This window comes from Paraclostridium sordellii (assembly GCF_000953675.1).
GTDB classification, from domain to species: Bacteria; Bacillota; Clostridia; order Peptostreptococcales; family Peptostreptococcaceae; genus Paraclostridium; species Paraclostridium sordellii.
On record NZ_LN679998.1, the window covers coordinates 2,770,186 to 2,796,717 of the forward strand.

Annotated in this window: 27 protein-coding genes and 2 other annotated features; all 27 genes read right to left on the minus strand. The window is 28.4% G+C overall.

All coding sequences use genetic code 11. The features are described from left to right. Window positions 1-60: 60 nt before the first annotated feature. Window positions 61-594 carry a bifunctional pyr operon transcriptional regulator/uracil phosphoribosyltransferase PyrR gene (pyrR, locus tag ATCC9714_RS13440; RefSeq protein ID WP_021129221.1) on the minus strand — a complete coding sequence of 178 codons (534 nt, stop codon included), beginning with the start codon at window positions 592-594 and terminating at the stop codon, window positions 61-63. A gap of 182 nt (window positions 595-776) precedes the next feature. Then, on the minus strand, window positions 777-1,688 hold the full coding sequence (locus ATCC9714_RS13445; protein ID WP_057545436.1) for an RluA family pseudouridine synthase: 912 nt from the start codon (window positions 1,686-1,688) through the stop codon (window positions 777-779). A gap of 8 nt (window positions 1,689-1,696) precedes the next feature. Then, complete coding sequence (lspA, locus tag ATCC9714_RS13450) at window positions 1,697-2,140, minus strand: signal peptidase II (RefSeq protein WP_021122976.1); 444 nt, start codon at window positions 2,138-2,140, stop codon at window positions 1,697-1,699. Between the two features lie 122 nt (window positions 2,141-2,262). Then, window positions 2,263-3,012, minus strand: a complete 750-nt coding sequence (locus tag ATCC9714_RS13455; RefSeq protein WP_054630717.1) for a polysaccharide deacetylase family protein — start codon at window positions 3,010-3,012, stop codon at window positions 2,263-2,265. Between the two features lie 17 nt (window positions 3,013-3,029). Then, entirely contained in the window at window positions 3,030-3,524 is a 495-nt protein-coding gene (locus ATCC9714_RS13460) for a TraR/DksA C4-type zinc finger protein (protein ID WP_057545435.1), read from the minus strand. An 11-nt stretch (window positions 3,525-3,535) separates the two neighbouring features. Then, window positions 3,536-3,913 (minus strand): DUF5665 domain-containing protein, encoded by a 378-nt coding sequence (locus ATCC9714_RS13465; protein ID WP_021122980.1) that lies wholly within the window; start codon window positions 3,911-3,913, stop codon window positions 3,536-3,538. A 110-nt stretch (window positions 3,914-4,023) separates the two neighbouring features. Beyond that, window positions 4,024-5,028 (minus strand): tryptophan--tRNA ligase, encoded by a 1,005-nt coding sequence (gene trpS, locus ATCC9714_RS13470; RefSeq protein ID WP_055330369.1) that lies wholly within the window; start codon window positions 5,026-5,028, stop codon window positions 4,024-4,026. Window positions 5,029-5,037: 9 nt separating this feature from the next. Further along, window positions 5,038-5,736 carry a 5'-methylthioadenosine/adenosylhomocysteine nucleosidase gene (locus ATCC9714_RS13475; protein ID WP_057545434.1) on the minus strand — a complete coding sequence of 233 codons (699 nt, stop codon included), beginning with the start codon at window positions 5,734-5,736 and terminating at the stop codon, window positions 5,038-5,040. A 48-nt stretch (window positions 5,737-5,784) separates the two neighbouring features. After that, window positions 5,785-6,014, minus strand: a binding site (T-box leader). A 111-nt stretch (window positions 6,015-6,125) separates the two neighbouring features. Beyond that, window positions 6,126-7,811 carry an AbgT family transporter gene (locus ATCC9714_RS13480; RefSeq protein ID WP_057545433.1) on the minus strand — a complete coding sequence of 562 codons (1,686 nt, stop codon included), beginning with the start codon at window positions 7,809-7,811 and terminating at the stop codon, window positions 6,126-6,128. A gap of 271 nt (window positions 7,812-8,082) precedes the next feature. Beyond that, window positions 8,083-11,190 carry an isoleucine--tRNA ligase gene (ileS, locus tag ATCC9714_RS13485; protein ID WP_057545432.1) on the minus strand — a complete coding sequence of 1,036 codons (3,108 nt, stop codon included), beginning with the start codon at window positions 11,188-11,190 and terminating at the stop codon, window positions 8,083-8,085. A gap of 54 nt (window positions 11,191-11,244) precedes the next feature. Continuing rightward, window positions 11,245-11,477, minus strand: a binding site (T-box leader). A gap of 65 nt (window positions 11,478-11,542) precedes the next feature. Further along, the gene (locus ATCC9714_RS13490; RefSeq protein ID WP_021122992.1) at window positions 11,543-12,052 is read right to left on the minus strand and encodes a DivIVA domain-containing protein; all 510 of its coding nucleotides are present in this window, start codon (window positions 12,050-12,052) and stop codon (window positions 11,543-11,545) included. 11 nt (window positions 12,053-12,063) lie between these two features. Next, window positions 12,064-12,849 (minus strand): YlmH family RNA-binding protein, encoded by a 786-nt coding sequence (locus tag ATCC9714_RS13495; protein ID WP_057545431.1) that lies wholly within the window; start codon window positions 12,847-12,849, stop codon window positions 12,064-12,066. Window positions 12,850-12,870: 21 nt separating this feature from the next. Then, entirely contained in the window at window positions 12,871-13,122 is a 252-nt protein-coding gene (locus ATCC9714_RS13500; protein WP_021122994.1) for a YggT family protein, read from the minus strand. 17 nt (window positions 13,123-13,139) lie between these two features. Continuing rightward, window positions 13,140-13,610 (minus strand): cell division protein SepF, encoded by a 471-nt coding sequence (locus tag ATCC9714_RS13505; protein ID WP_021129231.1) that lies wholly within the window; start codon window positions 13,608-13,610, stop codon window positions 13,140-13,142. 32 nt (window positions 13,611-13,642) lie between these two features. Beyond that, window positions 13,643-14,344 (minus strand): YggS family pyridoxal phosphate-dependent enzyme, encoded by a 702-nt coding sequence (locus ATCC9714_RS13510; RefSeq protein ID WP_021122996.1) that lies wholly within the window; start codon window positions 14,342-14,344, stop codon window positions 13,643-13,645. Continuing rightward, window positions 14,345-15,574 carry an HlyD family efflux transporter periplasmic adaptor subunit gene (locus ATCC9714_RS13515; RefSeq protein WP_021129232.1) on the minus strand — a complete coding sequence of 410 codons (1,230 nt, stop codon included), beginning with the start codon at window positions 15,572-15,574 and terminating at the stop codon, window positions 14,345-14,347. It abuts the gene before it with no gap. A gap of 118 nt (window positions 15,575-15,692) precedes the next feature. Continuing rightward, window positions 15,693-17,165, minus strand: a complete 1,473-nt coding sequence (gene spoIVA, locus ATCC9714_RS13520; protein ID WP_057545430.1) for a stage IV sporulation protein A — start codon at window positions 17,163-17,165, stop codon at window positions 15,693-15,695. A gap of 83 nt (window positions 17,166-17,248) precedes the next feature. After that, on the minus strand, window positions 17,249-18,271 hold the full coding sequence (locus ATCC9714_RS13525; RefSeq protein WP_054630708.1) for an NAD(P)H-dependent glycerol-3-phosphate dehydrogenase: 1,023 nt from the start codon (window positions 18,269-18,271) through the stop codon (window positions 17,249-17,251). Window positions 18,272-18,301: 30 nt separating this feature from the next. Continuing rightward, a complete protein-coding gene (gene plsY, locus ATCC9714_RS13530; RefSeq protein ID WP_172975159.1) occupies window positions 18,302-18,913 on the minus strand; it encodes a glycerol-3-phosphate 1-O-acyltransferase PlsY in 612 nt (203 codons plus the stop codon). An 11-nt stretch (window positions 18,914-18,924) separates the two neighbouring features. Continuing rightward, the gene (gene der / locus ATCC9714_RS13535) at window positions 18,925-20,247 is read right to left on the minus strand and encodes a ribosome biogenesis GTPase Der (protein WP_021129236.1); all 1,323 of its coding nucleotides are present in this window, start codon (window positions 20,245-20,247) and stop codon (window positions 18,925-18,927) included. Between the two features lie 14 nt (window positions 20,248-20,261). After that, the gene (locus ATCC9714_RS13540; RefSeq protein ID WP_081010664.1) at window positions 20,262-21,590 is read right to left on the minus strand and encodes a DUF512 domain-containing protein; all 1,329 of its coding nucleotides are present in this window, start codon (window positions 21,588-21,590) and stop codon (window positions 20,262-20,264) included. Between the two features lie 91 nt (window positions 21,591-21,681). Next, a complete protein-coding gene (locus ATCC9714_RS13545) occupies window positions 21,682-21,873 on the minus strand; it encodes a capping complex subunit for YIEGIA (protein WP_021129238.1) in 192 nt (63 codons plus the stop codon). Between the two features lie 14 nt (window positions 21,874-21,887). Further along, on the minus strand, window positions 21,888-22,802 hold the full coding sequence (locus tag ATCC9714_RS13550) for a YIEGIA domain-containing protein (protein ID WP_021129239.1): 915 nt from the start codon (window positions 22,800-22,802) through the stop codon (window positions 21,888-21,890). A gap of 18 nt (window positions 22,803-22,820) precedes the next feature. Continuing rightward, the gene (locus ATCC9714_RS13555) at window positions 22,821-23,747 is read right to left on the minus strand and encodes a YIEGIA domain-containing protein (RefSeq protein WP_021123010.1); all 927 of its coding nucleotides are present in this window, start codon (window positions 23,745-23,747) and stop codon (window positions 22,821-22,823) included. A gap of 59 nt (window positions 23,748-23,806) precedes the next feature. Beyond that, complete coding sequence (locus tag ATCC9714_RS13560) at window positions 23,807-25,093, minus strand: HAMP domain-containing sensor histidine kinase (RefSeq protein WP_057545429.1); 1,287 nt, start codon at window positions 25,091-25,093, stop codon at window positions 23,807-23,809. Between the two features lie 13 nt (window positions 25,094-25,106). After that, window positions 25,107-25,799, minus strand: a complete 693-nt coding sequence (locus ATCC9714_RS13565; protein WP_021123013.1) for a winged helix-turn-helix domain-containing protein — start codon at window positions 25,797-25,799, stop codon at window positions 25,107-25,109. Between the two features lie 18 nt (window positions 25,800-25,817). Then, entirely contained in the window at window positions 25,818-26,531 is a 714-nt protein-coding gene (pgeF, locus tag ATCC9714_RS13570; RefSeq protein WP_081013641.1) for a peptidoglycan editing factor PgeF, read from the minus strand. Window position 26,532 lies beyond the last annotated feature (1 nt).

Sequence of the window (26,532 nt, forward strand, 5' to 3'; positions counted from 1 at the left end):
CCCTTTTTCAGCATCTCTGTACTGATTTAAAAGGCATTAACCTTATATAATTTTATGTTATTATTCGTTTATAGTTACTGAATCTTGTTTATCAATTTCATCTAACATAACCGAAATTATCTCATGTCTTGATGTTGGAACATTCTTCCCAACATAATCTGCTCTTATAGGTAATTCTCTGTGACCTCTATCTACTAATACTGCTAATTGAATTGCATTAGGTCTACCTACATCCATTATTGCGTCTAAAGCAGCTCTTACAGTTCTACCTGTATATAATACATCATCCACTAGAACCACAACTTTATTATTTATATCAAAGTCAATACTTGAACCATTTATTACTGGATCAACATCAATTTCTTTTAAATCATCTCTGTATAGAGTTATATCTATTTGACCTGTGTTTATAGCTACACCTTCTATACTCTCAATTTTCTTTGCTATTCTATTTGCTATAGGTACTCCCCTAGTTTTTATTCCTACTAAAACTACATTTTCAATACCTTTATTTCTCTCTATAATCTCATGACTTACTCTTGTTATAGCTCTTGATATAGCTTTTTCATCCATTAATTGAGCCTTTTCTTTCATTAAAATCCTCCTTCAAAATAGGTAAATAAAAAGCTTCTTGCCAAAGACAAGAAGCTATAGTTAGCCTGTATAACACATAAAATCATGTGTAAACTTTCTTGCCTTGCAATTTCTCTGAATCGCTTAAAGGTAAATATCATTTATATCATTATATAATAGTAGTAATATTTTCTCAACTAATTTTATTTAATTTTCCTAATTATATTTTTAAAATTATCTGGTAATTCTGAATCAAATTCTACATATTCTTTTGTCGATGGGTGAATAAATCCAAGTTTTTTAGCATGTAGAACTTGTCCTTTTATTCCAAATTTGTTAGACTTTGGACCATAAACAGGATCTCCTAAAAGAGGATGATTTAAAGATAGTGCATGAACTCTTATCTGATGTGTTCTTCCTGTTTCAAGAGTTGCTTTAACATGTGTATAATTTTTAAACCTTTCTATAACTTCAAAATGAGTTACTGCATTTTTACCATCTTTTACTACAGCCATTTTTAGTCTATCTTTAGGGTTCCTACCTATAGGTTTATCCACAGTTATTTTATCTTCTTTTATTACTCCATGGCATATAAATTCATACTCTCTTGTTATAGAGTGATCTTTTAACTGCTCTGCTAAACTATTATGTGCATTGTTATTTTTAGCAATCATTAAAAGTCCAGAAGTGTCTTTATCTATTCTATGAACTATTCCTGGTCTTATAACTCCATTTATAGATGATAGATTATCTCTACAATGGTATAAAATTGCATTAACCAATGTATTTTCATAATTTCCTGGAGCAGGATGAACAACCATGTCTTGTGGTTTATTTACTATAAGTACATCACTATCCTCATATACTATATCTATAGGAATATCTTGAGCTTTTACTTCTAAATCTTTTGGCTCAGGTATTTCTATAACTACATCATCATCTTCTTTAACTAAGTATTTTGCTTTTTCTATCTTTCCATTAACACTAACTTTTTTTTCTTTTATAAGTTTTTGTATATAACTTCTAGACATATCACCTAACTGAGCTGATAAGTATACATCTAGCCTATCGCCTTCCTCTTCTTCTATAACTAAAAATTGTCTTTTTTCTTCCATATCTTCACCTACTTGTCATTTTCAAAAAATATAATATATACACATAGCAGTATTGTCCCAACTACTACAAAAACATCTGCTACATTAAATACATAATCCCAGATTACTCTAAAATCAAAGTAATCTACTACAAATCCCAATCTTATTCTATCTATTAAATTTCCTAACGCTCCTGATATTATAAGAATTATTGCTGACTTACCTAAGATATTTAAATCTTTTTTATATAAATAATATAAACCAAAAACACAAGCTGCAATAGCAACTACTATAAATATAATTTGATTATTTTGGAACATTCCAAAAGCTGCTCCTCTATTTTCAACATATGTCAAATGAAATATATTTTTTATTATAGGTATACTTCCAATATTGGCTAAATAATTCACAGCTAAATATTTAGATATTTGATCTATCGCTATAAGTCCTATTATTATTAATATATATAACAATAAAATTTCCTCCTTGTAATATTAATCTATTCTTTTATTATATAGATTAATATTACAAGGAGCAATATAGATTATAAATCAAAATAAGATAGAGAATTCTCTATCTTATTTTAATTAATTATTTATTTTGTAATTTCAGGTATAGTTACAAACTCATAACCTAAGCTTTGCATTTTTGGTATTATTTTTTCTAAAGCTTGTATAGTTTGTGATTTATTATTTCTGATTTTATTATAATCATGAAGTAATATTATTGTTCCATTTTCTGCTTTTTCTTCAATAGTTTTTACAATATTATATACTCCAGGGTTACTCCAATCTTTAGTGTCTAAATCTGACCATAAAACAACTTTCATATTATTTGACTTTATCATATCAAATAATGTTTCATTTATAGCTCTATATGGGGGTCTAAATAATGTAGGTTCTTTTCCTATTTCTTTTTTTATTATTTCTTGAGTTTCCCTTATTTCTTTTCTTATCTGTTCATTAGAACTTTTACATATATTTATATGAGTAAAAGTATGATTCCCAATTTCATGGCCTTCTTCATATGCCCTCTTTACAATTTCTGGATTCCAAACTACTTTTTGCCCTACTACAAAAAATGTAGCTTTTGCATTGTATTTTTTTAATATATCTAATATCTGAGGCGTAAAATCTTCATCTGGACCATCATCAAATGTCAAAGCAATCATCTTTTTATTTTCATTCCCTTTTTTAATAATAATATCTCCATATTTTTTAGATATATTATTATTTATCATTGCTTTTTGTTTAGTTCCTATTTCAAACTTGTTAAAAATATCAATATTATAAAATAAAGTCACTAACATAAATGCAGATACAGCGTATATTAGTACTTTTTTCATAATTTTCCCTCTTTTCTTTATAAGTCATTACCTCTCATGTCTCTATTCATATTAACTAAATCTTCTACTACCTTTGTATATAAGTTTGGCCCACTAAAATTGTCTTTTACGCTAACACTTTCTATATTATTTACTGGTCTGTCATCTTCTTTTGCACATTTAGCACATAATCTTGTTTCAGGAATAAATTCTAATCTTTCTTCATCTATACATTTATTGCAGTTCTCACACTTTCCATAACTTCCATTTTCCATTTTATATAAGGCATTATCTATTTCATTTAATTTGAATTTTTCATGATTAGTTAAACTATTTTGCATTTCTTGCATATAAACTTCAGTTCCCATATCTGCTAAATGATTATCATAACTTGATAATTCACCTGATGTAAATTTTTCACTAGTATGTTGCACAGAGTTTCCAAATAAAGTATTATCCTCCATCTCGGAAACCAGTTTTATTATATTATTTTTTTCATTTAACAAATTATTTTTGTATTTATTTATGTCCATAATAACCTCCTTTATTTTCTTCTATATTTATCAACTATATCTAAAAATTCTGCTAAATAAGCTCCTATTATAGGAAGATTAACCCATTTAGATATAAAATATATAAATATAGCTGTTAAAATACTAAAACCTATAGCCTGTCCAAAGCCCTTTCCTATTCCTGCTATAAAATTTGTAGTAAACATCCTCCGTCTACTATCTGTTAAAATCATAAATTCTCTAATTCTACTTCTCTCAATGATATACATCAAATCATCTAGTTTATTATTTACAACATTAAGAGTTCTTAAATAAACTGGATCATTTTCATCCCCATGTATTTTTTTATCAATATCCTTCATGTTAATAACCTTAATTATCATTTTATTTCCAGTTCTATATTTTTTCAAAACTCTACACATCCTAAATTCATATAAAAATATTCTACAGTTTTTAGTATGCTAAATTTTATATTTTAAATGCAAAAAAGCCCTATAAATAGGGCTTTTTAAATTTGGATTTAAAGGAATTTTTTCTCAATTAATCCTACTTTCTTATATACTTTTCTAAGTGTTTTTCTTGCTTGATATTCTGCTTTTTGAGCACCTTGAGCATAAATATTTTCTAAATAATCTTTATTAGCTAATAAATACTCATATTTTTCTCTTAATGGTTTTAATGTTTCTATTATAACTTCAGATACATCATTTTTAAAGTCTCCATATCCTCTACCTTCATACATTGAAACTATCTCTTCTACAGATTTATTATCTAATTTAGAGTATATATCTAAAAGATTTTTTATACCTGGCTGTTCATCATTATATTGAACTATTCCTATAGAATCCGTTACACTTCTTTTTATTTTTCTTCTTATGGTATCTTCATCATCTACTAGTAAAATATATGCATTTTCATTTTCATCTGATTTACTCATTTTTTTAGTAGGTTCTTGTAAGCTCATAACTCTTGCTCCAGCTTTTGGTATATATGGTTCTGGAACTTTAAATGTTTCACTATATCTATTATTAAATCTATTTGCTAAATCTCTTGCTAGTTCTAAATGTTGTTTTTGATCTTCTCCAACCGGCACTAAATCTGTTTGATATAATAATATATCAGCTGCCATTAAAACAGGGTACGTAAATAAACCTGCATTTAAGTTTGCCTCACTTTTTTGAGATTTATCCTTAAATTGAGTCATTCTACTTAATTCTCCCATATAAGTCATAGTGCTTAGTATCCACATAAGTTCTGTATGTGCACTTACATGAGATTGAATGAAAATAGTGTTTTTCTCAGGATCTAGTCCACTAGCTAAATATTGAGCTAATAATTGCATAGTATTTGCTCTTAAATTTTTTGCTTCTTGAGGTACTGTTATTGCATGTAAATCAACTACACTATAATAGCAATTGAAATTATCTTGTAGCTCATTCCAATTTTTTATAGCACCTAAGTAATTACCTAACGTTAACTTACCAGATGGTTGAGCTCCACTAAATATTATCTTTTTATCACTCATAATTGCCTCCTATAAATTTTTTAACATTCTAAGTACTATATCTTTAGAGTTATGAGCTGCTTGCCCTACAAATTCTTCATAAGTAACATCAGCACTTCCATCAGCTTTATCAGACATAGCTCTTATTACTACAAATGGAGTATGATTCACATAGCAAACATGTGCTATAGCAGCTCCTTCCATTTCTCCACAGTAACCATTAAACTCTTTTACTAGCTCATCTTTTAATTCTTTATTACTTATAAAAATATCTCCACTTAATACTCTTCCTTTTAAAACTTTATGAGTCTTAATTTCCTTTTTAGAAGATTCATAAGCTGCATTTATTAATTTTTCATCTGCTACAAATATAGAGTTATCCATTCTTGGAATCATACCCTTTTTATCTCCAAATACAGTTGTATCAAAGTCATGTTGTATAGCATCTGTTGAAATAACTATGTCATATACATCTAATTCATTATTTAAAGCTCCTGCAACTCCCGTATTAACAACTGCATCTACTTTAAATTCACTTATTAAAATTTGAGCACATAATGCAGCATTTACTTTACCGATTCCACATCTAACTAAAACAACTTCTTTTCCTTCTAATTTTCCCACATAAAACTTTAAACTAGCTTTTTCTATTGTTTCTTCAATGTCCATTACATCTCTAAGTATATCTACTTCCTCATCCATTGCACCTATTATTGCTATTTTATTCATAATTTATTTCCTCCTATGTTTTTCTATATTAAAAAATCCGCCCTAAATAAATAGGACGGACAATTTTTCCGCGGTACCACCTAAATTATATATACATTTTTTGTACATATCACTTAATTTTCCTGCTATAACGTGCAGTCACGATATCGGCTACTATTTAGTTTTCACCGAATTCCTCCAAGGCCCATTCATTAAATATATTTTTGTTAAGTTCTCAGCATCCTTAACTCTCTGTATTAAATAGTAATTTAATTACTCTTCCTCTTCTTAGGATTTTATATTTTTATAATTATTTATTTTATATAATATGTTTTAATAATTAAAAAGTCAACCACTTAATTTGAAAAATAAAAAAGAGTAAAGAAAATTTTCTTTACTCTTTCTATATTTTATAAGAAAAATTGAGTTCCTGGTCCTATTGGAATTCCTGTTAAAGCCCATATTATAGCAAATATAGTCCAACCTATTAAAAAGGCCATAGAAATTGGCATCATCATACTCATTAAATTTCCAACACCAAAATCTTTTTTATATTTTTGACCAAATACAACTATAACCCCTAAGTAGTTCATTAATGGAGATATTATGTTAGTAGATGAATCTCCTATACGATACATTAACTGAACTCCTGCTGGTGAAAATCCTGCAACCATTAGCATAGGTACAAATATAGGTGCTAAAAGTCCCCATTTTGATGAAGCTCCACCCATAAATAAATTTACGAATGCAGTTAAGAATATAAATGCAACCATTAGTACTATAGACATAAACATATTTCCTTCTGGAATTAATGAAACTAAATCTGCCCCTAGAGATGCTACTAATACTCCTAAATGAGAGTCATTAAAATAGTTTATAAATTGTGCAACAAAGAATAATATAACTATTATAGGAGCCATATCAGCCATTGCTTTACACATAGCAGGAACTATATCTGCACTCTTTTTAAACTTACCTGACTTAAATCCATATACTAATCCACTTATAGCAAATATAACAAACATTAACATGATTACCATATCGCCTTTAAAGAATATCGAATCTAAGAAGCTATCTACCATATTAAAAGTAGCTGTGCCATCTGAGTTAACTACCCATAATCCAACGTTAGTAGATAAATCTCCAGCTAAAGGTATTTTATTGCCTGTATCTATAGGTAATGCCGCTAATACTATAAGTCCTATAACTAACAATAATATCTTATTTGTAAACTTATATGCGTCTTTTTCTTTTTGAGTTATTTCATGATCAGCTTCAACATCAGCTTCTTTTTTATTATAAGTCCCTAATCTTGGCTCTACAAATTTATCAATTACTATTGTTCCTAATATTATAATTACAAGAGTTGATCCCATCATGAAAAACCAGTTACTTGTTACTGAAAGTCCTCCAGCTAAACTACTTCCTACCATTGCATCTCCAGTTTCTGCTGCTGCTTGAGTAAAAGGTAATAATAAAGCATCAGTAGAGCTTACAAAAAGATTTGCACTAAATCCACCTGAAACCCCTGCAAAACCTGCTGCCAGACCGACTAATGGGTGTCTTCCTAATGTATAATACATCAATGCTGCCAGAGGTATTAAAACAACATACCCTGCATCTGATGCCATATTAGACATAACTCCTAAAAATATAACTACTGGTGTTACTAATTTAGAAGGTGTAGATGAAACTATACTTTTCATAGCCATAGATAAATATCCACTTTGATCCATAAGACCTATAGCTAGCATGATTATAAGTATAGTCCCTATAGCGTACATATTCATAAAATTAGATATTGCAGTTCCAATTACATAAGATAATCCATTGGAATACCTCTCTGCTACAGTAGTTCCATTAGCTCCAACCTTTAAAACTTCTATTGGTTCTTGCCCTAATAAATTGTTTATTGGGAAATCTCCTAAAGGTGTTTTCGCTACCACTCCAAACGAACCTAAAATTGCCGACAGTACCAATACAAATGCTGCTATATACATAAACATAAGTACTGGATGAGGCAATTTATTTCCAAGCTTTTCTATAAAATCCATAAAAGCTTGAACTTTTGTTTTCTTTTTACTTGTTGCATTCATTCATTAATCCTCCCCTGTTGTCTTTTTTTGATACTTTTCCATTTTAACATATCAGGCAAACATTTTCATAAATTTTAGAAAAGTTCTTATTTTTTATTATTTTCGATATTTTTCGAGTTTTTTCACATATTTTTTTTAGGAGTTTTATATCAAATACTTTTGTTTTTTAAGTTGTATACAATATTATTTCCATATATTTGAATATTTCATTTAATAAATTGCATAAAATAAAAAATCCCTAGAATATTCTAGGGATTTTTATTAAAATTCATTATTTTTTTATAACCTTAATTCCAGTCATATGGTCATTTAAGTTATGTTTTTCTATACTTTCATCTTCTACTCTATTTATTTCTAAAGCTAATGTTTCTGATTTTATATAATCAGAGTATTCATTTATTGCTTTAGCTATTTCATCATCTGAACAGTAATCTATTACTATATTATCTAATACATCAAAATCATTAGATTTTCTTAATTGCTGTACTTTTGATATAAATTCTCTTGCATATCCTTCATTTATTAATGTCTCATTTAAAGTTGTATCTAATATTACAAATAAGTTATTTTCCATAGTAACATTAAATCCTTCTTTAGCTGATATATTTATTAATACATGATCTTTATTAAAGTTAAATTCTTCTCCATCTATATCAACAGCTATAGATTCTCCAGCTTCTAATTTAGCTACAACTTCACTTGCATCAAGTTTATTTAAAGCTCCTGCAAAGAACTTCATTTTTGCTCCAAGTATTGGTCCTAATACTTTAAAGTTTGGCTTTAATGTAAAGTTCATGTATTCTCCTAAATCTTTTGCAAATACAACCTCTTTAACATTTAGCTCTTCTTTTATTAGGTCTACAACATCACTTATAGTTTCTTCGTATTTACCATCTACTAAAACTTTTTGTATTGGTTGACGAACTTTTATTCTTGTCGCTTCTCTTGAAGCTCTTCCTAATGTAACTAAGTTTTTAACTAAATCCATTTTCTCTTCTAATTCATTATCTATTAAATCCATATTAGCTTTTGGATAAGTAGATAAATGAACTGATTCTTCATTAGTTAAGTTTCTATAGATTTCTTCAGCTATAAATGGTGTAAATGGAGCTATTAACTTACAAAGTTCTGTTAATATTTCATAAGTTGTATTATAAACTGATTTTTTATCTTCAGTTAATTCTGTAGCCCAGAATCTTCTTCTTGAACGTCTTATATACCAGTTTGATAAATCTTCATTTATAAACTCTTGTATCATTCTTACAGTTTTATTTAATTCAAATATTGCTAAGTTTTCTTCAACTTCTTTCTTTAAGTTATTAAACTTAGATAATATCCATCTATCAAGTTCTGGTCTTTCTTTGTATTCAACAAAGAATTCAGAAGGATTGATTTCATCAGTATTTGCATATAGTGTAAAGAAATTGTATACATTTTTCATAGTTCCTAAGAACTTACTTTGAACTTCTTTTAATCCATCTACATCAAATCTTGTTGGAGTCCATGGTGGTGATACATATAATAAGTACCATCTTAGGGCATCTGCTCCATATTGATCAAATAATTCAAAAGGATTTACTGTGTTTCCTCTTGACTTACTCATCTTCTTACCTTCCTTATCTAATACTAGGTCGTTAACTAACACTCTCTTATATGGAGCTTTTCCTGTAACGAAAGTAGATATAGCAAGTAATGAATAGAACCATCCTCTAGTTTGGTCTATTCCTTCACAGATGAAATCTGCTGGGAATAACTCATCAAAGTTTTCCTTATTTTCAAATGGGTAGTGATGTTGTGCAAATGGCATTGATCCACTATCAAACCAACAATCTATAACGTCTGTTACTCTTGTCATAGTTCCACCACACTTTTCACACTTAAAGTGTATATCATCAACGTATGGTCTGTGTAATTCTATAGTTTCTGGATCTATATTTTCTATAGCTTTTTCAGCTAATTCTTTTCTAGATCCAACAGATTCTTTATGTCCACATTCACATTTCCATATATTAAGTGGAGTTCCCCAATATCTACTTCTAGATATAGCCCAGTCATTTAAGTTTTCTAACCAGTTGCCAAATCTTCCTTCTCCAACAAAGTTTGGATACCATTCAACAGTTTTATTATTAGCTATTAATTGATCTTTTAACTTTGTCATTTCTATATACCAGCTTGGCTTAGCATAGTATAAAAGTGGAGTTTGACATCTCCAGCAGTGTGGATAGTTATGAGCTACTTTTTCTTTACCGAATAATTTATTCTCTCCGTGTAACCATTTTATTATCTCAACGTCTACTCCATCTTCCATTACAAATTTACCTTCCCATGGAGTAGTTGTAAATTTACCTGCTTCTGAAACTGGTTGTAATACTGGAAGATCATACTTTCTACCTAAGTTGTAGTCATCTTCACCAAAGGCAGGTGCAGTATGAACTATTCCTGTACCATCTTCAGTTGTTACATAGTCACCACATGTTATAAAGAATGCTTTTTTATCAGCTTCAACAAATGGCATTAATTGCTCGTATTCAATATACTCTAAGTCTTTACCTTTTAATTCTTCTATAACTTCGTAGTCTTCTCCTAAAACTTTATTAGCTAAAGCTTTAGCTACATAGTAAACTTCATCATTTTGTTTAACTTTTATATAGTCTATTTCAGGTCCTACAGTTAATGCTACGTTTGATGGTAGTGTCCAAGGTGTTGTTGTCCATGCTAGGAAATATTCATCAGCATCTTTTCTCTTGAACTTAGCTATTACTGTATTGTTCTTTATTTCTTTGTATCCTTGTGCAACTTCATGAGATGCAAGACCTGTTCCACATCTTGGACAATATGGAAGTATCTTATGACCTTCATATACAAATCCTTCTTTATTAAACTTATTTAATATCCACCATACAGATTCTATATAATTGTTGTCTAGAGTTATATATGGATTATCTAAATCTATTTCATAAGCCATTCTTTCAGTCATATCTCTCCATTGCTTTTCAAATGTAAAAACTGACTCTCTACATTTCTTATTAAATTTATCTATTCCATAAGCTTCTATTTGTTGCTTATCAGATAAACCTAATTCTTTTTCAACTTGTATTTCAACTGGTAATCCGTGTGTATCCCAACCAGCTTTTCTTTTTACTTGGTATCCATTCATAGTTTTATATCTACAAACAGAATCCTTAAGTGTTCTAGCTATAACGTGATGTATTCCAGGATTTCCATTTGCTGTAGGAGGTCCTTCGTAGAATACAAAACTTGGATCATTTTTTCCTTTTTCTAAAGTTCTCTCTAATATATTTATGTCATCCCAGTACTTTGATACTTCAGCTTCAGCTTCTTTTACAGAAGAATCCACTAGAGACTTAAATTTAGTCATTCTAATCCACCTTCCTTTTTTATTTTAAATTTTTACATAAAAAAACCCGCCCCGAAAAGGGACGAGTTATTACTCGCGTTACCACCCTAATTTTACATATGCAAATAATACATTACATATGTAACACTCTTTCAATATAACGGTTTTTAACCGGCACAGCTTAATAGTTTTATCGTTCAGCCTGCAGCTTAGGAGTGATCTTCACCTTTATAAATTTATTGGTTCTCAGCCTTTCCCAACTCTCTGTGAAATTATCTAAAGACTACTCTCTCCATCATAGCTTTTAATTATTAATATATTATTGTATATGTATGAAATTTTATAATACTTTATCAAAATAGTCAATATTTTTTTATTCTAAAGCATCTGATAACTCTTTTTGTAATTCATCTATTTTCTCTACACTTTTTTCATCAATATCAGAGAATATATCATCAACACTTCTTATTTCATCTTCTAATAATGATTTAAACTTATTTCTAAATATTTTAAATTCCTTAACGATAGAATCATACTCTTTTCTTATTTCTATAACTCTATTATTAGCTTGTTCAATTATTTGTCTAGATCTAAGTTCAGCTTCTTCAACTATTATTTTTGCTTTTTTATGAGCTGCACTACAAGTATCTTCTGCTGCAGTTTGAGCTGTTATAAGTGTAGCCTTTAAAGTTTCCTCTATATTTTCATATTTATTAATTTGATCATTATACATTCTTATTTTTTCTTTTAAATCTGCATTTTCTCTGTATAAATTCTCAAAGTCTTCTTTAACTATATCTAGGAATTCGTCAACTTCATCTTCTCTGTATCCACGTATTCCTTTTTTAAACTCTTTATTTTCAATTTCTACTGGAGTTAACATATATTCCCCTCCTATAATATTATTTTCGCTTTAACCTTTATTTTTCCTTTTTTAGTTATATCTCCTATATCGGTTATTATAGTTCTACCTTTACCTCTTACAGATATAAGTGAATCTTTTTTAATTATCTTAGATGGAGAATCTATTTTTTCATAATCTACAAATACCTTTTCAGCATTTATAAACTTTAAACTCTCCTGTCTAGAGATATTGTATATTGAACTAATTACACAATCTAATCTTTCTGATGAAATAGTTCCAGAAACTTCTTTGAACTTAGGCTGTGATTTTATTATCTCACTTAATTGTATTTCTTTAACTTCTACATTATTTCTTGAAACTTTATTTAAATTTATAGTTATAAAATCAGATATATCTTTATTTACTATAACTTGGCAAAAGTTATCATGTATATTTATATCTCCAATTTTTTCTCTTTTTATACCTAAATTGAGTAGTGCGCCTAAATAGTCTTTATGTTTTATTTCTTTAAATTTAAAATTCCCCTCAATTTGCAATGCTTTAACCGGCGATTCTATGTCCTCATATTCCATATAATAAGGGTATATACATATTAAACTTCTTTCAGCCTCATCTATTCCTCCATCAACAGTATACTTTATATCATCAAAGCTATTTAATATAGATATAGCATTTTTTATTTCGTATGGATTTAAAAAATCAGTGTATCGAACATCATAATTTTTTATAGATGAGTATGCTTTGTCTATAACCTTATACATCTTATTCTTAAGATCAATGTCTTTTATATAATTTGTAAGTGTAATTTTGTCCATTTTATAATCCTGTATATGCTACTAAAATATGTAACCTATAATCATTCTTATAAATTGTATTGCAAATATAGCAATTATTGGAGAAAAATCAATAGGTCCTTCAAAATATCTATTCATTAAATTTCTTATAGGTCCTTCTATAGGCTCCGTTAACATTCCAATTACATCATATGCTTTGGAATCAATCGCCCCTGGAATCCAACTCATAATTGCTCTTATTATTATTGCATATTGAATTATGTCAGTTAAAACAAGTACAGAGTATTTTATCATAATACTACTACTCCTTTTTATTTATTTTGCCATGGGAAAAATGCTTTACTTTCTAATTCTTTTTTCATGTTTGCATCAATATCCACATTATTTGGAGCTAGTATAAATATAGCTTTAGAAACTTTTTGTATACTTCCATCTAAAACATATACAGCTCCATTCATAAAATCAAATATAGATTTACGTGTAACTGCATCATCTAAATTTTCTAAATTAACTATAACAGCTCTTCTTTGCTTTAATTGGTCTGCTATAGACGTAACTTCTTCATATTTTTTAGGCTCTACTATAACTACCTTCATTTGACCTGCTGTATGTATATTAACTATTTTATTGCTTTTAGGTTGAGCTATAGCCCCTACATTACTACTTAACTCTTCGTCTATTTCTACTTCTTCTTCCATTTCTTCTAACTCTTCATCCATGAAATCATCTTCTACTTCATCAGTCATCCAATCTTTTATTTTACCTATGAATCCATTGCCCATTATTAATCTCCTCCATTACATTTTATTTTATTTTATTTGTTATAATTTCTTTGTCCAAATATAGAAGTTCCTACCCTTACAAATGTAGCTCCTTCTTCAACGGCTATCTCAAAATCATTACTCATACCCATAGATAATTCATCCATAGATATATTTTCTATATTTTCTTTATCTATTTTTATAGCTAAATCTTTAAGCCCTTTAAATACAGATCTTACTAACTCTTTATCATCTGTATTTGGAGCCATTGTCATAAGTCCTTTTATTCTTATATTTGGATAATTTTTTGCTATAGTTTTTACAAAATCAATTGCATCTTCTTCAAGTATTCCGTGTTTACTTTCTTCTTTTGATATATTAACTTGAATTAAACAATTTATTGTTTTTCCTATTTTCTCAGCTCTTTTCTGAATTTCATCACAAAGAGATAATCTATCTATTGAGTGTATCATATAAACCTTATCAATTATATATTTTACTTTATTAGTTTGTAAACTTCCAATAAGGTGCCAATTAACATCATCACCTATTGTTTCAAATTTTCTTGCTAGTTCTTGAGGTTTATTTTCGCCAAAATCTGTGGCTCCAGAATTTATAGCCTCTTTAATAGCATCTACATCTACAGTTTTGCTTACAGCTATTAAGGTAACCTCTTCTTTATTCCTATTTGATAATTCACAAGCTTTATCAATTTTATTTTTTATATCGATCATATTACATTTAATATTATCCATTTAATCACCTGCTTTTATAAATCCTTTTTTTAATTTGGGATTTAATATTATTTCATCATAAATTTTTATAGTATTTACTCCATTTATATCATTTTTATAATGGTCTATAACTATATATTCTTCACTTTCATATAAAGTTCCTTTAAGTTCTACAAATTTTGCATCTCCAGTCTCAGATACTATATATACACCTTTTTTTCCATCTAAATTAACAACAGCTGTTTTAGGAACTTTTAAACCTTCTATTGACTTATATATTATATCAAATTCTTTTATTCTTGTATCGTAAATTTCAACATTTTGTTCACTTATCTCAAGTATAACTATATATTGTTTTCCCTCTTTATATATATCATATACTTTGCTATTTATTTTTTCAATGTCGCTACTTAAAATAATTTTTTGACCGATTTTAATTTTTTTAATTTCTTCTTCATTACAACTAATTGCTACAAATTGTTTTAAATTATTTATTATTCGTGCTATTGGTTCCCCTTTATCTAACTTCTTTTCTTTACTTATATCTTTATAGTTATTTTTTGTCCCCTCAATATCTTTTATTTTTATTTGATTAAGATTATCAAAGTTAAACTTTTCTTCATTCCCATCAAATTGATAAGAAACTACACCTGAATTTTTAGACTTAAATACTTCTGTGTTTTTATCAATTAAATTAGTAACTTCTTTTTCTTGAACCTGTTTGTTTTTTAATGACTTATCATTTAAATCACTATTTATTAAAAGATTTTTATCATCTATTAGTTTATTAATTTTTTCTATTTGACCATATACATCTATATTTTCATTTAACAACTCTATTTGTAGTTTTTGAGATAGTAAACTTATTTCTTTGTTTATATTCTCAATATCTTTTTTTATAAACGCAGTATCACCATTCTCTATACTAGATATATCGTTTTTGATGTTTTTTAAATTCTTTAAATCATCATTGCTAATATTATTACTATATACACAAGCTATATCTTCTTTTTTCTTAACTCTATCACCATCTTTTAAATAGTACTCTACTTTGCCATCAAAGTTAGAATTGATTACATACTCATCTCTAATTATTAACCCTTTTTTATTAAAACTTTCCTCTACCATTTCATTTTTTAAAGTAAGAGTTTTAGTAGTGGTTTTTCCTAGCAAAATTACCACATTTGAAACTATATAAATAAATATAAATAATAAAATAATTCTATTATATTTCAACCTTATTTTTTTCAATATTTATCCCCCTCTACCAATTCCTATATATCTATTTCTTCAGTTTAAATGCAACTCCTTTAAAATACTTTTTTATAAATTAAAAGAGTACATACAAATTTGTATGTACTCTTTTAATTTATAAAATTATAGTAATTATATTTGAGCATCCATCATTTATTATTTTTTGTAGAGTTTTTTGTATTTTTGTTCTAACATCTTCTGGCATCATGTATAACTTACTTTGTAATTGATCCTTTACTAGATCATGCAATGATTTACCAAATAAATTATATTCCCATATTTCATTAGGATTTTCTTCAAATCCTTTAAGTAGACTCTCTAGCATTTCCTTTCCTTGTTGCTCAGTTCCTACCCCCGGAGATATTTCTGTTGATATGTCAGCTTTAATCATATGAATTGATCCAGCTTTTGCTCTTAATCTAACTCCATATTGCTTACCTTGTTTTACTATTTCTGGTACATCTAATGTAAGCTCATCTATAGTAGGAGCAACAAGTCCATAACCTTTTTCTCTTACATCTATTAATGCTTGCTCAACTTTTTCATACTCACTACTAACTCTCGATAGTCTAGTAACTAGATTTAATAATTCATATTCTCCATCTATTTTAAATCCACTTTTCTCTTCAAGAACATTATAAAATAAATCTTTTTTAGTTCCTAAATTTATACTTATTACACCTTCACCTAACTCAACATTATCAACTTGAGTTTCTTCTAAAAAGTCTAGTTCTTCAAATCCTGCTATTATATTATTTACATCTCTTATAACTCCTACATCATTTATACTTTGTTTTATAGATTCTATTATATTATTTTTTATCCAGTGATTTTTCTCTAGACCTTCTATCCATTTAGGGAAGTTTATATTTATTTCATTCACAGGAAAATCATATAATACATTTTCCATAACTTCTTCTATATCATCCTCATCCATAGCCAAAACATTTAGTGGTATTACTGGCTTATCATATTTTTCTTCCATTTCTCTTTTTAATTCTAATGTTTCTTCTGAGTTTGGATCTAATGTATTTAAAACTATAACAAATGGTTTTTTAAGATCATTTAATTCATTTATAACCCTTTCTTCTGGTATAGAGTATCCATTTCTTTCTATACCTGTAACACTACCATCAGTCGTTATTACAATTCCTATTGTAGAATGATCCCTTATAACTTTTTTAGTTCCCATTTCTGCTGCTTTTTCAAAAGTCATAGCCTCACTTGACCACGGTGTAGAAACTAACCTTTGTTTCCCATCTTCTTCATGTCCTAAAACCCCATCAACTATGTACCCAACACAATCTACCATTCTAACTTTCATTGAAACATTGTCTTTAATCTTTATTTCTACTCCATCTGCCGGAACAAATTTTGGTTCTACTGTCATAATAGTCTTTCCTGATCCACTTTGAGGAATTTCATCTTGCGTTCTTTCTCTTTTAAACTCATTTTCAATATTGGGAAGTACTAATAACTCCATAAATTTCCTAATGAAAGTAGATTTTCCTGTTCTTACAGGCCCAACTACACCTATATAGATATCCCCCTGAGTTCTTTTTGCTATGTCTTCATATATATTATTCATCTATAACCCTCCTGCATAAAAATTCTTAATAAAGTATATTTGAATAATTTCATTAATATTACAAAAAGAAAAAAAAACTAGACCTAAATGTCTAGTTTTTCTATAACAACCTCTTCAACTTCATGGGTTTTATTTCTCATCATTAGCTCGTCTACAACATTATTAGTATCTGCTCCATTATATAAAACAGAGTAGATAGCATTTGTAATAGGCATCTCTATATTTAAACTTTTAGCAACTTCATAAGCTACTTCTGTTGCTGTAATTCCTTCAACAACCATTTTAACTTCTTCTAGTGTTTCTTTTAAACTTTTACCTTGTCCTATAAGTATACCCGCTCTTCTATTTCTACTATGCATACTAGTACATGTTACAATTAAATCTCCAATTCCAGATAATCCTGAAAAAGTAGATGTTTTAGCTCCTAATGCAACACCTAATCTGCTTATTTCCCTTATACCTCTAGTCATAAGTGCTGCTTTTGCATTGTCTCCATATCCTAATCCGTCACATATACCTGCTCCAAATGCAATTATATTCTTTAAAGCTCCACCAAGTTCAACTCCTATAATATCTGGATTAGTATAAACTCTAAACTTTGAAGTCATAAAAATATCTTGTACTTTTTCTGCATCTTCTAGGTTTTCTGATGCTACAACAACTGTTGTTGGTATATCTCTTGATACTTCTTCAGCATGCGATGGACCAGATAAAACTACATATTTACATTCTTCTAATTCTTGTTCACAAACTTGAGAAAGTCTAAGCCCAGTTCCTTTTTCTAGACCTTTTGCTACATCAACTAAAATTTGATTTTTATTAACAAATGGTTTTATTTGTTTGCATATACTTCTAATAGCCTGAGATGGAACCGCCAATACGATTAATGAACTATTTAAAACAGCTTCTTCTAAACTAGTAGTCATTTTTATATTTTCCGGTATATTTACACCAGGAAGATAATCTTTATTTTCTCTAGTTTCTTTTATAGCTTCACACTGTTTTTCATTTAAAGTCCACATTGAAACGTCGTACCCTTTTTTTGCTACTACAAGAGCTAGTGCAGTTCCCCAACTTCCAGCTCCTAATACACAAATTTTTTCCATAAAAAACACCACCTAAATACAGTTAAAGTATTATTTTTTCTCGCCTATCTTTCTTTCTGTTCCCTGAATAAGCCTTTTTATGTTTTCTTTATGTTTATATATTACTGATATAGATAAAAATAAAGTAACTGCTAAACCTTTGTAGTTTCCTAAAAAAAGCATTATTATAGGAGAAGTACATATACTAAGTACCGAACCTAATGAAACATACTTAGTAACATATACAATTAATATAAAGAATGCAAAACAGCTTAGTGCTATTATAGGATTAACCGCAATCATAGCTCCTAAAGACGTTGCAACCCCTTTTCCACCTCTAAATCCTAGGAATACAGGCCAGTTATGTCCGATTACAACAAATACAACAGCTATATAAGCAGCATTTGTCATATCCATATGAGCTATATAAGCTATTAATTTTGCTATTAATACAGCTATAACACCTTTTAATAAATCTCCTAGAAAAGTTAGTGCTCCTGCTTTCTTTCCTAAAGTTCTTAATACATTGGTCGACCCGGCATTACCAGATCCTTGTGTTCTAATGTCTACACCCATCATTCGTTTAGCAATTATATACGATGTTGATATGCTTCCGACACAATATGAAATAATAATTATAATTAGGTAATTTATCATACTCATCCCCCTAATTTTTATTTTCTCTTTTCTCTATATTCAAATCTAACAGGTGTACCTTCAAACCCAAAGTTTTCTCTTATTTTATTCTCAAGATATCTTTGGTATGAGAAGTGAGTAAGACTCTTATCATTTATAAATAAAGTAAACTTAGGTGGTTGTGTTCCTGTCTGAGAACCATAGTAAATCTTTAATCTCTTACCTTTATCTGAAGGCGGTTGATTAAGAAGTACAGCTTCTCCAATTACATCATTTAATGTTGATGTTGGAACTCTCTTAGCATGTTCTTCAGCTAAAAATACTACTGATTCTAATATTTTATTCATTCTTTGATTAGTTTTAGCTGATACGAAAACTATCGGAGCATATGCCATAAACGGGAATTTTTCTCTTATATCTTTAGTGTATAAACTCATAGTCTTATCATTTTTCTCTATTAAATCCCACTTGTTTATTACAAATAAACAAGCTTTACCTTCATCATGTGCTATACCTGCAACCTTAGTATCCTGCTCTGTAACACCTTGTTCTGCATCTATTACTATAAGCACTACATCAGCTCTATCTACAGCACTCATAGCTCTTATTACACTGTATTTTTCTACATTTTCATATATTTTGCTTTTTCTTCTAAGTCCTGCAGTATCTATTAAAAGGAACTTATGGTCTCCCTTTTCTAAGTAAGTATCTATTGCATCTCTAGTAGTTCCTGCTATAGGACTTACTATAACTCTATCTTCTCCTAACATATTGTTTAGTATAGAAGATTTACCAGCATTAGGCTTACCTGTTATAGCTACTCTTATTATATCTTCGTCATACTCTGTGTCTAATCCTTCTGGGAAGTTTGCAACAACTTCATCAAGTAAGTCTCCAAGTCCCATACTATTTGCACTAGATATTGCAAATGGAACTCCAAGTCCTAACTCATAAAAATCATATACATTATCAAATTGACTTTGGCTATCAATTTTATTTACAACTAATACAACTGGTGTCTTAGTTTTTCTAAGCATTTGAGCAACTTCTTTATCTGCTGCTGTAAGCCCTGCCTTACCATCAACTACAAATAATATAACATGAGCCATATCCATAGCTAACATAGCTTGATTTCTCATTTGAGATAATATTATATCATCACTATTTGGCTCTATCCCACCTGTATCAATAAGTGTAAAGTATTTATTTAACCATTCTACCTCTGTAAATATTCTATCTCTTGTAACTCCTGGAGTATCTTCTACTATTGATATTCTCTTTCCTGCTAATTTATTAAATAGTGTAGATTTCCCAACATTTGGTCTTCCTACTACTGCAACTACTGGTCTATTATCGCTCATAATTATCTCCCTTCTTATTTCAATATCTTGTCAACAAAATCTTTTCCTTCATTTAAACAAGGAACTATTTCCATATTCATAATTTTTTGTAATTCTTCTAATGTGATATTGTCTAAAAATATTTCTTCATCTGCTTTTAACATACTTCTTGGTATATATAAAGTTTGTCCTAAATCTTCATTTTTAAGTTGATCTATTATATCTGTAGCTGTTATTAGCCCAGATACAGTTATTGTATCCCCAAAGAAATTATTTATTATTTTATGCACTTTTATATCTAATTCTGGATACTTTTCCATCATACAATTTGCCATATCACAAATGAAATTATAAGCAGAATGTCCAGTTGCTATAGATACCTTTTTCTTAACATCCATACTATTTTTAGGATTTGTAGCTAAGTAATCTTTGATTTCTCTTTCCAACTTACTTATCATTCCTACTCCATTTTCAAATTGTATAAATCCTTCATATTCATCATAATCTAGTAATTGTCTATTTGCTATCATATAAAACTCATCTGATAAAAATATAAATCTTGTTCCTAACTCTTTTAAGTATTTTTCTTGTAGTTTGTTAACCAGATCTATAGTTTCACTAGCTGTTTTTTCATTAAATATTTCTAAATGTGGAAGATGGTCCCTATGCTTAGTAATTCCAACTGGAACTGCAGCTGCACTATTTACATAAGGGTATAATTTTGTCAAATCAGAAACTGTTCTTTCTAACTCTTCTTTATCATTATATCCTGGACATAATACAATTTGGCAATTCATTTGTATTTGCGCATCTGCTAACCTCTTCATTATTTCATACAATTTTCCTGCAAACTTATTTTTAATCATAGTTTTTCTAAGTTCAGGATTAGTTGTATGTACAGAAATATTTATTGGACTTATTCTATACTTAATTATATTATCTATATCTTCTTCACTCATATTTGTAAGAGTTACAAAGTTTCCTTGTAAAAATGATAGTCTTGAATCATCATCCTTAAAATAAAGTGTTTCTCTCATTCCTTTTGGTAATTGATCTATAAAACAAAATACACATTTATTTCTACAACTCTTAGCTTTATCGATTATAGGATTAGTAAATTCAATTCCTAAATCATCATCATATTCTTTTTCTATTTCATATACATATATTTCATTATTTTTCTTCTTTATTTCAACTTCTAAGTACTCATCACTTAATAAAAATCTATATTCTATTATGTCATGTATAGGTTGATCATTTATAGAAATTAGTAAGTCTCCAACTTCTATGCCTAACTCTTCTGCAATACTATTTTTATATACTTTACTTATTATATTGTTTGTATTTTTTACATTTACTTCCATAAACTTCACCACTCTTCATTTTAAGTACATCACATTATAATAACATGTTTTATTTGAAATAGTCAATAAAAAGGTACCTTTTACGGTACCTTTAATGTCTTACTATTATTAGGGTTCCATGTAATACATCATGGACCATTCCACCCATAGTTTTAGATATTATTAATGCCCTATCTTGTAATTCTTTTTCATTTTCTGCATAAAAAACTGGATAATTAGAAGATTTCATATCTTTATTTATAGTTACAATAGCTAAAGTAGCATCAGTTATTCCTATATTCATATTTTACACTCCTTTTAATTTTTTATAGCAAATTTTTTCAATGCCCAGTTCTTCCCTCTAGAACTTTCTATTATCGGTGTACTTTTAACTGCATCTATTAATTTATTTATATCCTTTTCTATTGGTATATAGGGCATCACTAAACTTTCATTTTTAGGATTTCTTCTTAGCAATGGAACAAAGTCAGGTTCATCAGGAGTTCTCATTATACCTAGTCTAGAATAAGCTATATTTGCTATAGTTTGTCTTTGTCCTGGATTTAAAATTATTCCACTATTTGTATAGCTTTTATCTTTAGGTATTATTTCCACGGCTAGACCATAATCTAAATACCTCTGTCTTGAAGATTCTAAACCTATGTTTGATATAACAACATCATTAACTTTTAGAAGCGGTCCATCAAAAGATATTTTTGCCGGAACTACCTCAGCTATAGCTCCTATACTTTCTCGAACAAATAGTTTTTTAAATATAAGTGCTAGTCCTATACCTGCCATAGCCCCAATAAATATACTTCCTCCTTCATTTAAATGCAGTTCTGTTTTTGCTAAGTGATAAACAGAAGAGGTTGTAAGTGCTGTTAATATACATGTATAACTTCTTACCTCATACGTAAGAGCTATCTCTTCTATAAATCCTCCACCTCTTTTAACTAAAAGTGAGTCCTCCATATCATTTAATACGTTTCGCTTGCTATGTCTAACTTGTCTAAATTGACTTGCTGCTAAAGATAAAAAAGTTATAGATGTATATGATTTTTTAATCAGGGCTGGAACAAGCATAGCTCCAAGAGCCGATCCTATAACAGCTAAAACAATTTGAGATACTAGCATATTGGGTTGCGTTGGATACTGCTTCCTATCATTTTTTAAGGTTATCATCCTAGAAACAATACCGATTACGATACCTATTAAGAAAATACCTTTCATAAATTACACCTCTTATAATCATTTATTTTGTTTACTTTTACTGTATGCATTGTTATTTCCTTTAGAGCTGTCTAGTATAGGCGTACTTTTTATAGCTTCTACGGTTAAATCTATATCCTTAACTAATGGAATAAACCCAAAATTTACAGAGTTATCATTAGGATTAGTTCTGGCTATAGGAGTAAATTCCGGTTCATCTACATCTTTGTCTATACCCATATGTATGTATACATTATAAAGCATAGCTTGTTGTTGAGCTGGATCTCCAATTATCCCTGCAGATACTAAATCTTTTGGTATTACTTTTAATCCAATCCCTTTTTTTAAATATCTTTTTCTTGAATTTTCCAAACCTACGTTAGTTATAACAACTCCACCTATCTTCAATAATGCTCCATCAAATTCTATGGGTACTACCTCAACATCAACTATATCTTCTAAACTCTTGTTTGATAGTATTTTTTTAAATATGTATCCAACTATACCCGTAGCTATAATTGCTGATATAACACACATTATAAAATTAAATTTCAAAATATTATTACATAATATAAACGCCATAGAAGCTGCCAAAGATGAAAATATACTTAAATAATTTCTAACTTCATAGTTTTTGGAAATATCATGAATATAAGTGATTCCTTTGCTCACTAGCTCATTTGGTTCTATATTTGACAGTGTAAGTTCTTCCTCACTTGCAACTTCTTGAAACTGTTGTATTCCAACAGATAAAAACGTCAATGCAGCAAACTCTTTATTTAACAAAGCCGGGAATGCTATTGCCCCAAGTGCAGAAGCTATAAAAGATAATATCAATTGTTCTATATAATCCTGTGGAAGTGTAGGCTGTTGTCTATTTACTATTCTTAATACAATAAGTCTAGATAATACTCCTAAAATCAAAGCTATACCAAACGCCCGTCTAAATAATGTAGCATCATCCATATTTAATCCTCCTTTTATTTTGCTACCTTTATTTTGCTCAAAAAACAAAAAAAATTTCCTTAATTAAGGAAATTTTTTTTAGGTATAGAAACTATAAACTCTGTACCCACATTTAATTCACTTTTAATATCTATTGTTCCATTTAATGATTTTACTATATGCTTAACTATAGCTAAGCCAAGACCAGTTCCTCCAACATCTCTACTTCTAGCCTTATCTACTCTATAAAATCTTTCAAATACCCTAGATGTATCTTCTTTAGAAATTCCGATTCCATTATCTTTTATATTTATAAATATATTTTCATCGTTTTGGTATACACTTGTTTCTACAAACCCGCCGTCAGGAGTATATTTTATAGCATTATCTATTAGATTTAAAAATATTTGTTTTATATAATCTCTATTAGAATTGATTATAATATCTTCATTTTCTATATTATATCTTAATTCTATATTTTTACTCTTTGCATAATTTATAGTTAATTCATATATTTCTTTAAATAAATTTGATATATCTATTTTTTCATACGAGATAGTATCTTTATTTTCTATAAAAGAAAGAAGTAAGATATCATCAATCAGCCTTTTTAACCTATCAGATTCATTTTCAATTATTCCTAAAAATCTATCTCTAGTTTTATGATCTATATTTTCATTTATTCTTAGTGTCTCTACAAATCCACTTATAGATGTTAATGGAGTTTTTAATTCATGTGTAACATTGGCTACAAAGTCACTTCTCATATTCTCAAGTCTTACTCTTTCTGTGATATTTTCAATATTTATTATCGATCCTATAATTACATTTTTACTACTTTGTAGGTAAATAGGATCTAATTTAATGTTATAAACAATTTCTTCATCGTTAGTAATTTGATTCATTTTAGTTTTTTTAGATCCTATGAATCTAGAAATTTCATTTAATATTTTTTCATCTTTTATTACATTATTTATATTCTTACCCTCTATAGGATCTACATAAGAAGCCTTTATAATATTTTTAGCTTCTTTGTTAATTAATAGTACATTCCCATTTATATCTATAGCTAAAATTCCATGAGATATACTTTTTACTATAGACTTTAATTGTAAGTTTTTATACTCAACTTCTTGAATAGTAGTATCAATGGTGTCTATCATATAATTAAAATTATCTACTAACTGCCCTAATTCACCTTTAGCAGAAATATTTATCTTAGAATGAAATTCTTTATTACTTATTTTTTTAGAAACAGCTATAAACTCCTTTAAATAATTTCTAAGATTAATTGCATATCTTATAGAAATTATAGAAACTATGATAGATATTAAAACTATAAAAAAATATATATTACTATTTGCCATATTTAAAATCTCCTTAGTCTATTTTATATCCAATACCTCTAATAGTTTCTATATATTTTTCATCTTCTGTATTACCCTCTATCTTTTTTCTTAAATACCTTATATGTACATCTACAGTTCTAGTTTCTCCGTAGTATTCATATCCCCAAATTTTATCTAAAAGATAGTTTCTAGATAATACTTTTCCTTTATTTTCAAGTAACAATCTTAAAAGCTCAAATTCCTTAAGTGTTAAGTCAATTTTTTGATCTCCTTTTAACACTTCATGTTTTTGTAAATTGACTGTTAAGTTTCCAACTTTAAGCAATAAATTCTCTTGTGAGTTATTATTAACATTATATCTTCTTAAAACTGAATTGCTTCTAGCTAATAATTCTTTTATGCTAAATGGCTTAGTTATATAGTCATCAGCTCCTGCATCTAATCCTTCTACTTTATCATTTTCTATATTTTTTGCAGTTAACATTATTACAGGTATATTTTTTAAATCCTTATCACTTCTTATCTTCTTTAAAAGTTCTATGCCACTTATATTTGGTAACATCCAATCTAATAAAATTAAATCTGGGTTTATTTCCTTAGCTTTAATAAATCCATCAAACCCATCATAAGATGAATGTACTTCATAATCCATAGTTTCTAAGTTAAATTTAAGAAGTTCTACTATATGCTTTTCATCGTCTATAACTAAAACCTTCGTTTTCATCTTAAGTTTAGCTCCTCTCTACTTTATCTCAAGTATCATACCTAGCCTCTTAGTTGTTTTATCATGCTTTCTATAAGAATGGAACTTATCACTGTTGCAACTAGTGCATAAATTCAAGTTAATTATGTTTTCATCTTTTACACCACAGCTCTTTAAGATTAGTTCATTTACTTTCCATAAATCTAGATAGTACTTGTCTTCTTTAATTATATAAAATTTTTCATCTTGATTTGTAATGATTGTGTTAAATTTTTCAATTAAGTCTTTTGAAACTTCATAACAACAAGGCCCTATTGATGGTCCTAATACACAAACTAAATCTTTTGGATCAGTATTATATAAATTACTCATCTTTTCTATAGATTTTTTTGTTATCTTAGCATATGTACCTCTCCATCCAGCATGGCATAATGATATAGCTTTATTATTTGGATCCATAATAGCAACTGGAACACAATCTGCTACAAAAATTAGTAGAGGAGTTTTCTCTAAATTTGTAATTAATGCATCACCTTCTTGGATTTCACCTATATTTTCTTGATTAATAATATTTACAATATCTGAGTGAGTTTGCTTATTATTTGTTAAATTTTCATAGTTCATATTAAGTTCTTTACAAATTTTTTCCCTGTCTTCCTTTGATGCCATATCTACATTAATAGTTGTAAATACTAAATTTGCAAATTTACATTTTTCTTCTGTTTCTTCAAATCTTATATAGTCTTTTATCATT